A 14,307-nucleotide genomic window follows, 5' to 3' on the forward strand; every position below is an offset into this window, starting at 1 on the left:
CGGCCCGCGCCGCGCGCCGCGCGACGGCGGGCGGGCGACGGGGCGGCGCTCTCCCGGCGTACCGCCGCCGCCCACTCCGCGATCAGCCGCTCGTACTCGTGCCGCTGCTCGGTGCCCAGGCGGCCGCCCGCACGCGCCCACAGGGCGCGGATCTGGTCGTTCACGACATCGGCGGACCGCACGGCACGACAGGGCTCGGAGTTCGGGGACATACCGCAAGCGTAGGGGCGTACGGCGGTGCCTCGTTCCCCGTTCGGGAGCCGCAGCGGCTCCCCGCGCGCCTCCGAGACCGCGCTGACCAGGGGAGACGACGCAAACCTCGGTGCGTCGACCCGAAACTGTGACCTTGGCCTCACAGCGGGTTCCGCGTGCCGCGGCGTCGCCCCGGACGCGTGGCGGACCGCGCGTCCTCAGCCTGGTTTCGATTCGGTCCCGGTCGGCCCGGAGCCCGCGATTCCGTGGTGTAGTCGATCGGTGAGCGCACCGAGAGACGGCGGTGGCGCGTCGGCGGGTCCGGCGCCGTACGCGCCTGAGGACAAAGCCGCACGGCCGGCGCGGGGACGGCGGCCGTGCGATGCGCGCCGCGACCGTCCCTCCTGGCTGATCGATGCGGCGGTCGCGCTGGTGTTCCTGATCGCGGACGCGGTCATCGTCGTCGGCGCCGGGATCCTGCTGGCCATGATCGGCATGGGCCGCGAGGGATATTCGGACTCCGAGGCCGCCGGTTCGCCGGACATCCCGCTTCTGGTGTGGCTTGCCGTCTGGGGCGTCCCCGCCTTCGCGGTTCTCATGGTCGTCGTCTACGCACGCCTGCGGATGCCGATCACCACGGTCGTGCAGACCCTGTTCGGCCTCGCGTGCACAGTCCTGGCCTTTGCGTGGACCCGGATGTTCCTGAGCTAGGGGGCTACGGGGGCGGCGGCGTCCACCACGCCGTACGCGGCATCGCCCGCCCGCACAACCTCGCCCTCACCGGACAGCCGGCATCCGGCATCCGGCATCCGGCATGGTCCAGGATTGCTCTTGCGGATCTTCAGGAGGTGTGGGCCTGCCGTGGGGATGGAGCTGCCGGCCCTCAAGGTCTTGGCTCCGTCAGCTTCGGCCATGTCGACTCGCTCCTGTTCAGGCGGCGTATCGACCCCCGAGGCACCTCCCGCCGTGGACGCGACGCTCTCAGTGGTGTGGTCGGCGTAGCCCTGCGACGAGGAGTTCGGCCATGCGGCGTGCGTCGTAGCGGGGGTCGTTGTCCGCGCCGATGCAGAGGTTGCCGACGCCGCGCATGAGTTGGTAGGCGTCGATGTCGGGGCGGATCTCGCCGGCTGCGGCTGCGGCTTCGAGCAGTTCGGTGCAGACGGGCAGAAGGCGGTCGAGGAAGTAGGAGTGCAGCGCCTCGAAGCCGGTGTTGTCGGCCTGGAGCACGGTGGCGAGTCCGTGCTTGGTCGCCAGGAAGTCGACGAAGAGGCTGATCCACTGCCCCAGGGCCGTATGCGGGGAGCTGGTCGCCAGCAGGGCCGGGCCGGCGTCGGCGCAGGCGTCGACCTGGTGCCGGTAGACGCCGATGACGAGGTCTGCTCGGGTCGGGAAGTGGCGGTAGACCGTGCCCAGGCCGACGCCGGCCCTGGCCGCGATGTCGCGTACCGGCGCGTCCACGCCTGAGGTGACGAAGACTTCGGCGGCTGCGTCGAGCAGGGTTTCCTTGTTGCGCCGGGCGTCTTTCCGCCTGGACGGGGCCGCCTGTCCCGCGTCCTGGCCGCTGTCGTTCACCGCGTGTTCCTTCCGCTCACCGCTTGCAAAAGCGGAACAGTGTTCCGTATCGTTCCGGAACGAGGTTCCGCTTTGTTCATGATGTCAGAGCGGGACCCGGCAGCCAAGCCATGTAACGCACCGCGCTTCACCCCTCACGAGGAGACACGGTCATGCAGTACCGCATCTTGGGCCGCACCGGTGTGCAGGTCAGCACCCTCGCACTCGGCGCGATGAACTTCGGGAAGATCGGGCGCACCGCCCAGGACGAGGTCACCGCCATCGTCGACGCCGCGCTGGAGGCGGGGATCAACCTGATCGACACCGCCGACGTGTACAGCGGCGGCGAGTCGGAGGAGATGGTCGGCAAGGCCGTCGCCGGGCGCCGCGACGGCATCGTGCTGGCCACGAAGGCGGCCATGCCGATGGGCGACGAACCCAACCGCCGGGGCGGCTCGCGCCGCTGGCTGGTCACCGCGCTGGAGGACAGCCTGCGCCGGCTCGGCGTCGACCACGTCGACCTCTACCAGATCCACCGGTGGGATCCGGACACCAGCGACGAGGAGACCCTGTCGGCGCTGACCGACCTGCAGCGCGCGGGGAAGATCCGCTACTTCGGCTCCTCGACCTTTCCCGCCTACCGCATCGTGCAAGCCCAGTGGGCCGCCCGCGAACACCGCCTGAGCCGCTACGTCACCGAGCAGCCCAGCTACTCGATCCTGCAACGCGGCATCGAGGCCCACGTCCTGCCCGCGACCGGGCAGTACGGGCTCGGCGTCCTGGCGTGGAGCCCGCTGGCCTCGGGCTGGCTGTCGGGCGCGGTCCGCGAGGGCCGGGACATCACCACCAGCCGCTCAGCCTTCATGCCGCAACGCTTCGACATCACTATCCCCTCCAACCGGGCCAGGCTCGACGCCGTCGAGCGACTGGCCGAGGTCGCCGACGAGGCCGGCCTGACGATGATCCAGCTCGCACTCGGCTTCGTGACCGCGCACCCCGGCGTGACCAGCGCGCTCATCGGCCCCCGCACACCGGACCACCTGCACGCGCAGCTCGCCGCCGCAGACATCACGCTCCCCGCCGACGTACTCGACGCCATCGACGCCATCGTCGCCCCCGGCACCGACCTCGCCGCACACGAGAAGAACGACACCCCGCCCGCGCTGCTCGACCCATCCCTACGGCGACGCTGATCCCCCCAGCGACAGCCTCCATCCTCTTAATGGCCTGCTGGCATGCGGAGAGACGAACCGCCTGCTCGGGGGCTGCCTCGCTCAGCGGAGCGGGTGCGTCGAGCAGGGCACGCAGGCGGTCGGCGACCTCACCGACCGTACGCGGGGTCAGCAGCGGTCGCGTACGCCCTGCGCAGTGCCCGTGCCTGTCCGCCGTCCAGCGGCGCGTACACGGAGGCGCCGCCGCCGTCCGAGGAGGAGCCGATGCCTCGGATCACGGCGTGCACTTGGTCGCCGTCGCGTTCGGCGTCGGTGAGCCGCTTACTGGAACGTCATCGGATCGTTGAGCGTGTCCACCCCACCGGTGACCACCAAGTCGGAGCGGCCGAGCAGCAGGTCGTCGACCGCGACCGACAGCGCGGCCAGAGAGCTCGCACACGCGGCGTCCACGGTGAAGTTGGCGCCGTACAGGTCGAAGCGGTCCGCGATCCGGCCCGCGACCACATTGCTCAACAAGCCGGGGAACGTCGCCTCCTGCCACGGCGTGGTGTAGTCGGCGATCCGGTCGCAGACAGCTAAGCGGTCTCGGCGGTGGGTGCCGGTTCGATCTTTGCCGTTCGTATTCCGTGATCAGGCCGGGGCTGCCAGGATGCGTGCACGCTTTCGTTCTCGGCGCGGCCCAAGCTCCAGAGCCTTGCCGTACGGCACGCGATACGTGTTCCTGTACAGCCCGTTGGCATGAAGGAGGCCGTTGCGCCGGGCCGGAAGCCTGTTCCGCAGGTATGGGAAGGATGGGGCCGTGTTCGTAGGGCGCGAGCAGGAACTGGCTGAGCTGCAGGGCGCGTTGAAGGTCCACCGGCTGGTGACCCTGACCGGTGTCGCGGGCGTCGGCAAGTCGCGGCTTGCGCGGCAGATGGTGGACCTCGGCCTGGTGGCCGCTGCGGAGGATTCCTGCTGGGCGGATCTGTGGCAATTGCGTGATGAGGGGTTACTCGCGGCGCTCGTGGCTGATGCGTGCGGTCTGTCCGATCACACGCCGAGGATGCCGGTGGATGTGATCTGCGGCTGGATCGGCGATCGCGAGCTGCTGCTGGTGCTTGATTCCTGCGAGCATGTGCTGAGCGCGTGCCGGAGCCTGGTGCAGGTGCTGCTAGAGAAGTGTCCGCATCTGAGGATCGTGGCCACCAGTCGTGAACTGTTCTATCTGGACAGGGAGTTCGTCGCCGTTGTCCAGCCGCTGCCGTGTGCCACGGATGCCGCCGAGTTGTTTCTGCAGCGTGCCACGGAATCGGGGCACGTGCCTGAGCCCGGGGATCTGAACCAGGTCGCCGAGCTGTGCGCCTACCTCGACGGGATTCCGTTGGCACTGGAGTTGGCTGCGGGGGCGCTGCGGCACTGCAGCATCGAGGATCTTCTGCGGCGCCCGCGGCACGAGTTGAGCAGGGGGGAGGATGAGGTGCGTCCACTGGCGCCCCTCCGGCACGACGTGCTGCGGACTGCCCTGGGCTGGAGCCATGAACTGTGCACGCCTGCGGAGCGCCTGTTGTGGGCCCGGTTGTCCATTGTCCACGGGCACTTCGACGAAGCCGTGGCAGTGGCCTTGTGTTCCGGTGGGCCGCTCTCCGCCGTCGACGTGGGCCACGCTCTGGCCGGGCTGGTGGACAAGTCCGTTGTGACCCGCCGTCGCGGGCGCTGTCTGTTGCTCGACACGGTGCGTGAGTACGGGCGCCTGTGGCTCGCTGAGCTCGGTGAGCTGGACGCGATGGCGAGCAGGCACGCCTCGCACTTCCTGACTCAGGCGCGGCGGGCGGACGCCACGTGGACGAGCGCCGAGCAAACCGGCTGGTATCGCACCATCAAGGAGGCGCATCCCGATCTGTGTGCGGCCCTGGACCACTTGCTCGCCCACGACGTCGACGCGGCGCTCGAACTGGCCACGCTGACGGGCTTCTACTGGACTTGCTGCGGGCATGCGCACACCGCGCAGCTCTATCTCTCGCGCACGCTGAACGCCTCCGACAGCCAGGGACCGATGCGGCGACGAGCCGTGTGGGCGCTCGGCATGACCTATCTCCTGCAGGGAAACCACGCCACGGGGACGCACCTGGCGCGTCAGTGCCTGGAGGACGCCCGTGTCACCGGGGATGCGACGGCGCTGCTGCGGGCCGCCTATCTGCAGGCCATGAGCGACCTTCTGCAGGGCAGTCCCCGGCCGAGCCTGGAGCTCTTGGAGCACGCCCTGTGGAACGCGGACGCGCACAGCACGGAGACGGGCGACGAGCCCGCTCGCCAGGCCGTGATGATGTGCAGGATGCTGCGTCTGTTCGCCCTCACCGGGCTCGGGGAGCTGGAGGAGAGCCGGGAGTCGGCCGCGGTGCTGCGCGCGGAGTGCGTCGCCATGGGCGAGTACTGGATCCGCTCGTACGCCGACTACCAGATGTGCGTGATCGCGCTGCGCGCGCGGGACGGTGAACTGGCCCTGAAGTACGCCCGGTCGATGCTGCACGCGAAGCAGCGGATCGGCGACACCTTCGGCATCGCGCTGGGGCTCGACATGCTGGCCGCGGCCTTCTCCGCCAACGGGAACGGTCTTTCCGCGGCGCTCGCATCCGGCGCGGGCCAGCGGCTGTGGGACGCGGTGGGGCATCCGCAGCGTGGCGCTCCGGACGTGGCGCCGCTGCGCGAGGCGGGCGAGGAGATCGCGCGCAGGCTGGTGGGTGCGGGTATCTACGAGTCGTACCGCAGCGAGGCCGCCCATGCCGACCCCGGCGAGATGCTCGCCTGGGCGGCCGGCGGTGAGCCACTCCTGTAGGGCACGGGCACGGGCACGGGCATGGGCACGGGCGCGACGCGATCAGACGAGATGACTTTCCTGGACGATCACCCGTTTGCCGCGTCCGGTATGACTTTCCCCGCACTGGTGCGGAGTGGTGAAATGCGTTGTGCCACCTGGCCAAAGTCACCTTCGGAAGCGCGTCGGCACAGGGGGGCGCGAGGTGGTGAAAACTCGCGCACGAATTCGACCTCGTGCGCCCCCTCGCGCTGCGGGATTCCAAGATCGCACACTGGTAGCTTCCGGCCTCGTGATCAATTCGTTTCCCGAAAGTCCGGGCAACCCGCACGACCCCATGCCGATGCCACCGGGACAGGAGGTCTCCGTCCGGCCCACCCTGCTACGGCCCGCCGTCGAGGACGACCGGGCCGTCCTCGATGCTCTGCTCGGCTCCGGCCGCGTACGCGAGCGGCATGACCGCATCGACGAGCAGCTCGCCGAACTGGTGCGCTGCGAGCACCCTCACGACGCCCTCGAGGGACGTCGGCTGGCGGAGGCCGTGGAAGAGTTGACCGGTGGCGCTGAGCTCAGCCGTTACGGAACGTGGGCGTGGTACCCGTGGTCCGGGCGCCTCGTGCGTGTGCTGCCCTGTGAGGAGTTCCGACGGGTGCGTACCGACCGCAACCGGGACAAGATCACCGCTGCTGAGCAGCGGCGTCTGCTCGCGCGGCGGACCGGAGTGATCGGCCTGTCGGTGGGCAACAGCGCGGCGCTCACCTGCGCCATGGAGGGCGTCGCAGGATCGTTTCGCCTGGCCGACTTCGACACTCTCGGACTCAGCAACCTCAACCGGTTGCGGGCCGGCGTACACGACTTGGGCCTGCCCAAGACAGTGCTGTGCGCACGGCAAATGTACGAGATCGACCCCTACCTCGACATCGAACTGTGGCAGGAGGGGCTGACCGAGGACACCATCGACGCCTTCTTCGGCGCTGCGGACCGTCCGCTCGACCTCGTGATCGAGGAATGTGACACCCCCTGGGTGAAGACCGCCGCTCGCGAGCACGCACGACGGCACGGTGTCCCGGTCCTGATGGACACCAACGACCGGGGGCTGCTGGACGTCGAGCGCTTCGACCTGGAGCCGGACCGGCCTCTGTTCCACGGCCGCGGCGGCGACCTGAGTGCCGAGGAGGTACGGCGTCTCGCACCAGCGGACGCCACGGCGTACCTCCTGCGCATCTGCGACGAGAGTCGGCTCAGTCCCGCCATGAAGGATGCTCTCGGCCGGATCGGGCACTCCCTGTCCAGCTGGCCGCAGTTGGCCAGCGGGGTGATGCTGGGCGGCGCCCTGGTCACCGACACAGCGCGCCGCATCCTGCTCGGCGAGCCCGTGGCCTCGGGCCGCTACTACACGGACCTCGAAGAGATCATCGGCGCCGTCGACGCCGAGCGTGTCCCCGCGGGAGCTGCCCAGTGAACCACCTGCCCGAACTCCACGGTGAGCACCTGTGGTTGCGCGAACTGCGGGCCACTGACCTGGCCCCCTTCGAGCGCATCCACACCCACCCCGTGCTCACCCGCTACCTCGGTGTCGACCGCATGGATGCCCGCCAGGCCCAGGACGCGTTCGCCCAGCACCTCGCCCAGCCCTACACCCATCCACGGCGCAAGCACACCCTGGCCGTCTGCCCACCCGGCCAGGACGTCATGGTCGGCACCATGGGCCTGCTCGTCGAGGATTACGGGCGCAACGCCATGCTCACCGGCCTGGTCCTGCTCCCCGACGCACCTGTGCGGGGCCACGGGCACGAAGCGGGGCGTCTCTTGATGGCCTATGGATTCGGACACTTGGGGCTGCACCGCATCTGGGCCGGGCACCGCGCTGATCACACCCGGATGCGCGAGGTGATGCTCGCAGCCGGGCTGCAGCCCGAGGCCACGCTGCGGGAGCTGTTCCACACCCAGGGCCGGTGGCACGACGTCACCACCTACGCGGCGCTCGCACCCGCATGGATCCACCGGGCCACCCCCGCCGAGCAGGCCATCCTCCGCGGTGCTGCTTTCCCTTCCCCTACCGTCGCTTCGAGCGCACAGGCACAGTCCGCGTACGTGGCGACCGGCCGATGAATCCTTCCGTCGGCGGGCCCCAGGATGGTGTCCGCCCCCTCTCCACCGTCGTACACCGGGCCGTCGGCATACGCGCTCAGGAGGGAAACCGAGGCGTCGAGGGTGTCGACGCGGGCTGACATCTGCGATGTCGGCCTCACGCATCAGACGCTCGACCCGCTTGCGGCCCACATGGACGCCCTCGCGCTTGAGTACGGCATGCACGCGCGGCGAGCCGTAGATCCCGCCCGAGCCGGCGTGGATCTCCTTGGTCTGCTCGGTGAGCCCGGCGTCCCGGCGCACGCGTTCACACGGCTCACGCCCGGCACGGCGCCAGCGGTAGTACGCCGAGGAGGCGATGTGCAGTTCCCGGAGTACGGGCTCGACCCCCAGGTGCGGGTGCTCATCAACGAGCGCCGCCACCTGGGCCGGGTCGGGTCGAGCTGGGCCGCGAAAAAAGCCGAGGCCGTCGCAGGACCTCGTTCGCCCGCTTGAGCCGGGCGTTCTCTTTCCGCAGGGCCGCAAGTTCCGCGCGCTCGTCGGTGGTCAGCCGGTCATCGCGCTCGCCGGCATCCGCCTCGGCCTGCCGGATCCAGCCGCGCAGGGCCTCCGGATGCACGCCGAGATCGACGGCGGGAGCGGATCTCCATGACCTGTCGCGCCTATGCCTCGCTGGGGCAGATGGTCTCGGTCCAGGTCGCCCGGAGGTCACGGCAGACAAGGGTGAGTGTGCCGTCCCAGCAGGCGATCTCGTGGCTGCAGCCGTCCCTGTGCGGCAGGATCTCGTCGAGGATCACGGTCCCGAGGCCCGCTCCTCGGTCCTCCATCTCCTCACCGCGGCGCCCCGGATGGCTGCGGAAGTCGTAGAGGTGCGGGCAAGGTGAGGCCGGTGTTCACGGCGGGTTCGGCGGTGTATCGCGGTGCGCAAGCTGATCGGTCTTGAGTCTCCGCTCAGTTCCAGGCGGTGAGCAGGTCTTCCGGGGTGAGGGTGGTGATTCCTTCCGCGGTGCAGCCGCGGTGGTCGAAGGGTTTGTTCTCAAGCCATTTGACGGATCCGGCGAAGGTGGTCTTCTTTGCGATGGGGGAGCGGTCGGCGCCGATGAGGTCGATCTCCGGGTCGTTGGTGCGGGTCCAGTAGCCTCCGACGGCACCGGTGCCCTCGGGGAGCCGGTCGTCGGCCAGGCGCCAGAGGGCTTCGCGGATGACGGGTTCGATGGCGCGCCCGCGCCAGGATGTCCAGCTTGTTCGGATGGAGTCGAGGACGCGGTCGCCGCGGCCGCGTTCGACGGCGGGGATGCCGGGGCCGATGAAGGAGAGCCAGAACCGCAGGTAGGGTTCGTTCGCCGCTGACGAGGAGTGCGGAGGGGGGCCGGGCGAGGGCCTGTTCGAGGTAGTCCCACAGGACGGCGCCGTGGGGCCATTCCTCCAGGATCAGGGGAAGGCCGCGCGGCCGATTCGGCTGTGAAGCCTGCCAGGTCCTCGTCTCGGGAGCCGCCATGGCGGTGAAGAAGACGTGCGGAAGCCCTGCTCGTTCCAGGAACTCTTCTGCGAGCCGCGACTTGCCTACCCTTCGGCGCCCGCGGATCAGGACGGCGCGGCCCGGTCGTCCGCCTCTGCCGCCCGCCTGCACCGCGTCATCCCCTACTTTGCGGACGCACACGTCCTAGTGGGGCGTATCCCGCCTCCCCGGTGGGAGATGAGTGGGAGGCGAGTGGGAGATGATCATGGCGTGGTGCTGCAATCAGGCGCTAGGAAATGCTCGATAGCGCTACCTGTGCGGCCCAGCCGCTTCAGCCGCCCGACTCGCCCGCCGCCGGGTCGAGGACACCGGCTCCCACCAGCGCGAACAGCACGATGCCGAGGATGATCCGGTACCAGACGAACGGCATGAAGGACTTCGTCGTGATGAACTTCATGAACCAGGCGATCACCGCGTATCCCACGCAGAAGGCGACGAGCGTCGCGAAGATGGTCGGACCCCAGGAGACATGGCCCTCGCCGACCTCTCTCAGCTCGAACACGCCGGACGCGAGCACCGCCGGGATGGCCAGCAGGAAGGAGTAGCGGGCCGCGGACTCGCGGGTGTAGCCCATCAGCAGGCCGCCGCTGATCGTGGCGCCCGACCGGGACACACCGGGGACCAGGGCCATCGCCTGGCAGAGGCCGAAGATCAGGCCGTCCCGGACGCCGAGGTCGGCGAGGGTCTTGCGCTGCTTCACGGCACGGTGCTTGCCGCCGGTCTCGTCGCGGGCCGCGAGACGGTCCGCGACGCCCAGGACGATGCCCAGGGCGATCAGGGTCGTGGCGATCAGCCGCAGGTCGCGGAACGGGCCCTCGATGTGGTCCTTGAGGGTGAGGCCGAGCACGCCGATCGGGATCGAGCCCACGATGACCAGCCAGCCCATCTGGGCGTCGTGGTCGGCGCGCATCGCCTTGTCCGTGAGCGAGCGGGTCCAGGCGGAGAGGATGCGCCCGATGTCCTTGCGGAAGTAGATCAGCACGGCCGCCTCGGTGCCGATCTGGCTGATGGCCGTGAACGCGGCCCCCGGATCCTCCCAGCCCGCGAAGGCGGCCGTCAGCCGCAGATGGGCGCTGGAGGAGATGGGGAGGAACTCACTGAGCCCCTGGACGAGTCCGAGGATGAATGATTCGAACCAGCTCATGGGGCCTGTGCCGTCCCGGATTGGTCATGCGTCGGCCCGCGCGCACGCGCAGGCCGGACGTCGTGCGGAATTGGTCAGATGGGGGAGAGGAGCGCCTCCCCGCCGGTGCGCAGCGTACCGTCCGAAGATGTCGGGACCGTGCCGAGCCCCCTGGCCCGCACCCGGCCCGGAGCCCGCCGACGGAGCCCGCCGACGGAGCCCGTCGGCGGATCCCGCAGTCCGCCGCGCGGATCCCGGAGCCCGTCGTACGGGTCAGCGCGCGGCCCGCAGCCGGTGCCGCTTGCACCAGGCCACCACCAGGCCAGCGAGACCGGTCACGGCGATGAACCCCATCGCGATCAGGAACACGGGTGAGGTCGGCGTGGTGGCCCGGCTGCCCGCGATCACGTACGCCGAGGTGTTGGGTATCGACCCCAGGGCCGTGGCCAGCAGAAAGGACTCCGGGCGCATACGGGAGACCGCGGCGCAGTAGTTCGCGGCCCAGAACGGCACCCCCGGAAACAGCCGGGCGGCGAGCATCGACCGGAAGCCGTGCCGACTGAGCTGCCCGTCCACGGCGCGCACCCAGCGCCCGCGCAGCAGCGGCCGCAGCGCCTCCTGCCCGAGCACCCGGCCGAGGCCGAACGCGATCCCGGCGCCGATCACCGTGCCGGCGAGCGCCCCGGCCAGGCCCGCCTGCGAGCCGAACAGCGCGCCCGCCGCGAGGTTGAGCAGCGGCCGCGGCACGAACGCCGCCGTGCACACGCCGTACGCCACCGCGAAGAACACGACCGCGGCGGCCCCGTTCATCCGGGGCGGCCAGCCGTCCACGAGTAGCCGCTGCGGCTCGAACACGAGCACCGCCGCCCCCGCGCAGGCGAGCAGCACGCCGAGCAGCAGCAGCCGCGACCGGGGGGAGAACAGGACGTCGGCACAGCGTGCGGCGAGGCCCGTGGGCGCGGGCCGGGGGACGGGGGCGAGCATCCGGGGAGAGTATCCGAACCCTCTGTGTGATCGCCGTATGGGGCTTCTCATGCCCTCCACGGGAACCGCCCCACGGGAACCGCCCCACAGAACTGCCCCACGGAACCGCCCCACGGAACCGCCCGGCCGACGGCGGGCCCCGATCTCCGCGCCCGGCACAATGGAGCGGTGGACGAGCCGATACCCGTGACGCGTGCCGTGGACCACGGCACGGCCAAGCTGATGCCCGACGTGGACCGGGCGCGGGCCTGGCTGCTCACCGTCGACGGCGCGCCCCAGTCGTACGTGGACCTGGACGACCCCACGCACCTGGAGTTCGAGTACGCGCGCAGACTCGCCCACGTCCTGGACCTCGCCGCCGAGCCGGGACGCCCCCTGGACGTCGTGCACCTGGGCGGCGGCGCCCTGACCCTGCCGCGCTATCTCGCCGCGACCCGGCCGGGGTCACGGCAGGACGTCGTCGAGGCGGACCGGGGCCTGCTCGACCTCGTCGCCGCGCATCTGCCGCTCGATCCGGCGGACGGCGTCCGCACCCACCGCGCGGACGCCCGCGGCTGGCTCGCGGCGGCCCCCGCCGACAGCGCCGACGTCGTGGTCGGCGACGTCTTCGGCGGCTCCCGCGTGCCCGCGCATCTGACCACGCTGGCGTACGCGCGCGAGGCCGAGCGGGTGCTGCGCCCGACGGGCGTCTACGCCGCGAACCTCGCGGACGGCGCGCCCTTCGCCTTTCTCCGGTCCCAACTCGCGACATTCCAGCAGGTGTTCGCGCACCTCGCGCTGATCGCGGAACCGGCCGTGCTGCGCGGCCGCCGCTTCGGCAACGCGATCCTGGTCGCCGCGCACCGCGAACTCGACACCGCCGCGCTGGCCCGCCGCACCGCCGCCGACGCGTTCCCCGCCCGTGTGGAGCGGGGTGAGGCGCTGCGCCGCCGCGGTGGGGACGCGGCGGCGGTGCGGGACGAGGACGCGGTGCCCTCGCCCGAGCCGCCCGGCGGGGCCTTCGGCATCGGCTGACGCCAAGGCCTGGTCCGGCGGACCAGGCCAAGGCCTGGTCCGCCGGACTGCCGGACCGTCGGACGGGCTCTAGTCGGCGGACTCGTCCGCGTCGGAGAGGCGGACGGTGCTCATGATCTTCATGATGGTCTCGTCCGGGAGCTCGTCATCGACGCCGGTCGCGCCGTGCAGGCTCCACGCCACGAAGTCACCCTTGCTGTTCTTGAAGCCGAAGGTGATCGCCTTGCCGTCCGAGTCGCACTTGCCCTTCTGCGGCGTGTTCTTCGACCGGGCCCACGCGTATTTGCCCTCGATGCCCGCCTCGGTGGTGTAGGGCTTGGCCTTCTTGTCGAAGGTGATGCTCTTCTTGTCGGGCTGCGTGTAGCCGCCGAACACCCACCAGGGCACCTGGTTCACCGCGACCTGGTTGGTGTCCTTGGCGCCGTTGGCGCCCTTGGTGCCGGTCACGGCGAGCCGGGTGTAGTTGGTCTTGCCGTCCTTGTCCGGGTCGTCGCCGCACCACTTGCTCTTGTAGTAGGCGGGCGCCGACATCCCGATGATGGGCTTGTCGCCGAGCTTGGCGCCGTCCTTCTCGTAGCCGTAGAACACGCCGGGGCTGTCGACCTCCCACTCCGGCGGTACATCGAAGGCGGTGCCGTGCTTGGGGTTGACCACGACCTTCCAGCCCTTGATCTGGGGCTTGATGTCGTCCTCGGTGCCGCGCGGGTTGTCCTCCTCCTCCGGCTCCTCAGTCGACTCCGACGCGTCGGGGCTCGGGTCCTGCGAGGCCGTCGGGGAGGCCTTGACCTGCTCCTTGCCCTTGGACTCGTCCTTCGTGTCGTCGTCGTCCCCGCCGAACACCAGAAAGCCGGTGACCCCCGCCGCCACGACGACGGCGGTCGCCGCGACGATGGCGACGATCGTCGTTTTCTTGCGGTCGCCGCCCGACGGCGACCCCACAGCGCCCATCGGCGCGGTCGGCGCGTTCCACTGTCCCTGGCCCTGCTGGGCGCCGGGCTGCTGTTGGGCGCCGGGCTGCTGGTACCCCGGCTGGGTGTACGGGTTCTGCTGTTGGTACCCCGGCTGGGTGTAGGGATTCTGGTTCTGGTCCTGCGGGTTCTGCTCGCCCCCGGGCGGCTGCTGTCCTGGCCACATGGCGAGAACGATAGAGGGGTGGGGAATGCGGTGCCATCGCCGCCCCTGCCTTGTGACGTGGTCGGTACAAGTGTTCCCTGGGCCGTCCTCCGGGCCGTTCCCTGGTCGACGGGGATGGCCAAGGACTCCTACTGGTGGGTAACATCGCCGTATGAGCGCTGACCAGATGTCGATCGGCGAGATGCTCGCCGCCACCGTGCCGATGGCCCGGACCCTGAATCTCGAGTTCGTCGAGACCGCCCCCGAGCGTGCCGTACTCCGGCTGCCGGACCAGCCGGACTACCACAACCACGTCGGCGGGCCGCACGCCGGAGCCATGTTCACCCTGGGGGAGTCCGCGAGCGGGGCGATCGTGCTCGCGGCCTTCGGCGCGCAGCTCTCGCGGGCCGTGCCGCTCGCGGTCAGCGCCGACATCGCGTACAAGAAGCTCGCCATGGGCCCGGTGACCGCCACCGCGACGCTCGGCCGCCCGGCCGCCGACGTGGTCGCGGAGCTGGACGCGGGCCAGCGCCCCGAGTTCCCGGTGGCCATCGCGATCGAGGACGAGGCCGGTACGGTGACCGGCGAGATGACCGTCCTGTGGACCCTCAAGCCCAACCGTCCCGCCGCGGCCGGCTAGGACGCGACGCACCCCTGAGGGCGGGCCCCCCGTCACCCCGGGGCGCCCCCCCCGGCCCCCCCCCCCCCCCCCCCCCCCCCCCCCCCCCGGGGGGGCGGTTAGTGGTGTACGCGGGGG

15 protein-coding genes and 3 pseudogenes are annotated in these 14,307 nt (G+C 70.6%); 8 read left to right on the forward strand and 10 right to left on the reverse strand.

Going from position 1 to position 14,307, the window contains the following annotated elements; translation table 11 throughout:
* Positions 1-212: hypothetical protein (locus tag ACX6XY_RS29060; RefSeq protein WP_460337261.1), on the reverse strand; the 212-nt coding region annotated here is incomplete at its 3' end.
* Between the two features lie 262 nt (positions 213-474).
* Between ACX6XY_RS29060 and ACX6XY_RS29065 the strand changes: the two genes are divergently transcribed.
* Positions 475-903, forward strand: a complete 429-nt coding sequence (locus ACX6XY_RS29065) for a hypothetical protein (protein ID WP_460337264.1) — start codon at positions 475-477, stop codon at positions 901-903.
* A 270-nt stretch (positions 904-1,173) separates the two neighbouring features.
* On the opposite strand, the gene ACX6XY_RS29070 is transcribed toward ACX6XY_RS29065, so the two are convergent.
* Entirely contained in the window at positions 1,174-1,764 is a 591-nt protein-coding gene (locus ACX6XY_RS29070; protein WP_460337266.1) for a TetR/AcrR family transcriptional regulator, read from the reverse strand.
* Positions 1,765-1,916: 152 nt separating this feature from the next.
* Between ACX6XY_RS29070 and ACX6XY_RS29075 the strand changes: the two genes are divergently transcribed.
* Positions 1,917-2,936 carry an aldo/keto reductase gene (locus tag ACX6XY_RS29075; RefSeq protein WP_460337269.1) on the forward strand — a complete coding sequence of 340 codons (1,020 nt, stop codon included), beginning with the start codon at positions 1,917-1,919 and terminating at the stop codon, positions 2,934-2,936.
* A 143-nt stretch (positions 2,937-3,079) separates the two neighbouring features.
* Here ACX6XY_RS29075 and ACX6XY_RS29080 read toward each other — a convergent pair.
* Positions 3,080-3,491 (reverse strand): annotated as a pseudogene (locus ACX6XY_RS29080) (beta-ketoacyl synthase N-terminal-like domain-containing protein); the annotation flags it as partial.
* Positions 3,492-3,714: 223 nt separating this feature from the next.
* Between ACX6XY_RS29080 and ACX6XY_RS29085 the strand changes: the two are divergent.
* From ACX6XY_RS29085 to ACX6XY_RS29095, 3 genes are all read left to right on the forward strand, one after another.
* Positions 3,715-5,727, forward strand: coding sequence for an ATP-binding protein (locus ACX6XY_RS29085; RefSeq protein WP_460337272.1), 2,013 nt, complete (start codon positions 3,715-3,717; stop codon positions 5,725-5,727).
* A 271-nt stretch (positions 5,728-5,998) separates the two neighbouring features.
* Positions 5,999-7,168, forward strand: a complete 1,170-nt coding sequence (locus tag ACX6XY_RS29090; protein ID WP_460337274.1) for a ThiF family adenylyltransferase — start codon at positions 5,999-6,001, stop codon at positions 7,166-7,168.
* Entirely contained in the window at positions 7,165-7,818 is a 654-nt protein-coding gene (locus tag ACX6XY_RS29095) for a GNAT family N-acetyltransferase (RefSeq protein WP_460337277.1), read from the forward strand. The genes ACX6XY_RS29090 and ACX6XY_RS29095 overlap by 4 nt, the downstream gene beginning before the upstream one ends.
* A gap of 114 nt (positions 7,819-7,932) precedes the next feature.
* Here ACX6XY_RS29095 and ACX6XY_RS29100 read toward each other — a convergent pair.
* A pseudogene (locus ACX6XY_RS29100) lies at positions 7,933-8,220 on the reverse strand (IS3 family transposase); the annotation flags it as partial.
* On the opposite strand from ACX6XY_RS29100, the gene ACX6XY_RS29105 reads away from it, so the two are divergent.
* Entirely contained in the window at positions 8,158-8,292 is a 135-nt protein-coding gene (locus tag ACX6XY_RS29105; RefSeq protein WP_460337301.1) for a hypothetical protein, read from the forward strand. The pseudogene ACX6XY_RS29100 and the gene ACX6XY_RS29105 sit on opposite strands and share 63 nt — an antisense overlap.
* A 46-nt stretch (positions 8,293-8,338) precedes the next feature.
* On the opposite strand, the pseudogene ACX6XY_RS29110 reads toward ACX6XY_RS29105, so the two are convergent.
* The 5 genes and pseudogenes from ACX6XY_RS29110 to ACX6XY_RS29130 all read right to left on the reverse strand — a co-directional run.
* A pseudogene (locus tag ACX6XY_RS29110) lies at positions 8,339-8,509 on the reverse strand (hypothetical protein); the annotation flags it as partial.
* Positions 8,460-8,624, reverse strand: coding sequence for a hypothetical protein (locus ACX6XY_RS29115; RefSeq protein WP_460337280.1), 165 nt, complete (start codon positions 8,622-8,624; stop codon positions 8,460-8,462). The gene ACX6XY_RS29115 and the pseudogene ACX6XY_RS29110, both read right to left, overlap by 50 nt.
* Before the next feature lie 124 nt (positions 8,625-8,748).
* Positions 8,749-9,126, reverse strand: coding sequence for a DUF234 domain-containing protein (locus ACX6XY_RS29120; protein ID WP_460337298.1), 378 nt, complete (start codon positions 9,124-9,126; stop codon positions 8,749-8,751).
* 461 nt (positions 9,127-9,587) lie between these two features.
* Complete coding sequence (locus ACX6XY_RS29125) at positions 9,588-10,460, reverse strand: undecaprenyl-diphosphate phosphatase (protein ID WP_460337283.1); 873 nt, start codon at positions 10,458-10,460, stop codon at positions 9,588-9,590.
* Between the two features lie 252 nt (positions 10,461-10,712).
* Complete coding sequence (locus ACX6XY_RS29130) at positions 10,713-11,423, reverse strand: TVP38/TMEM64 family protein (protein WP_460337286.1); 711 nt, start codon at positions 11,421-11,423, stop codon at positions 10,713-10,715.
* Between the two features lie 168 nt (positions 11,424-11,591).
* Here ACX6XY_RS29130 and ACX6XY_RS29135 point away from each other — a divergent pair, with 168 nt between their 5' ends.
* Positions 11,592-12,437: a spermidine synthase gene (locus tag ACX6XY_RS29135; RefSeq protein WP_460337289.1), complete on the forward strand. Its 846-nt coding sequence runs from the start codon at positions 11,592-11,594 to the stop codon at positions 12,435-12,437.
* Between the two features lie 69 nt (positions 12,438-12,506).
* Here the strand turns inward: ACX6XY_RS29135 and ACX6XY_RS29140 are convergent, their stop codons facing one another.
* The gene (locus ACX6XY_RS29140) at positions 12,507-13,571 is read right to left on the reverse strand and encodes a hypothetical protein (protein ID WP_460337292.1); all 1,065 of its coding nucleotides are present in this window, start codon (positions 13,569-13,571) and stop codon (positions 12,507-12,509) included.
* 151 nt (positions 13,572-13,722) lie between these two features.
* On the opposite strand from ACX6XY_RS29140, the gene ACX6XY_RS29145 reads away from it, so the two are divergent.
* A complete protein-coding gene (locus ACX6XY_RS29145) occupies positions 13,723-14,190 on the forward strand; it encodes a DUF4442 domain-containing protein (RefSeq protein WP_460337295.1) in 468 nt (155 codons plus the stop codon).
* Positions 14,191-14,307 lie beyond the last annotated feature (117 nt).

It is taken from the genome of Streptomyces sp. O3, assembly GCF_054788135.1.

Bases quoted from the DNA above. Each gene is read 5' to 3' on its own strand.
- ACX6XY_RS29075 (WP_460337269.1), top strand. From the start codon at position 1,917: ATGCAGTACCGCATCTTGGGCCGCACCGGTGTGCAGGTCAGCACCCTC.
- ACX6XY_RS29115 (WP_460337280.1), bottom strand. From the start codon at position 8,624: ATGGAGGACCGAGGAGCGGGCCTCGGGACCGTGATCCTCGACGAGATC.
- ACX6XY_RS29125 (WP_460337283.1), bottom strand. From the start codon at position 10,460: ATGAGCTGGTTCGAATCATTCATCCTCGGACTCGTCCAGGGGCTCAGT.
- ACX6XY_RS29130 (WP_460337286.1), bottom strand. From the start codon at position 11,423: ATGCTCGCCCCCGTCCCCCGGCCCGCGCCCACGGGCCTCGCCGCACGC.
- ACX6XY_RS29140 (WP_460337292.1), bottom strand. From the start codon at position 13,571: ATGTGGCCAGGACAGCAGCCGCCCGGGGGCGAGCAGAACCCGCAGGAC.
- ACX6XY_RS29145 (WP_460337295.1), top strand. From the start codon at position 13,723: ATGAGCGCTGACCAGATGTCGATCGGCGAGATGCTCGCCGCCACCGTG.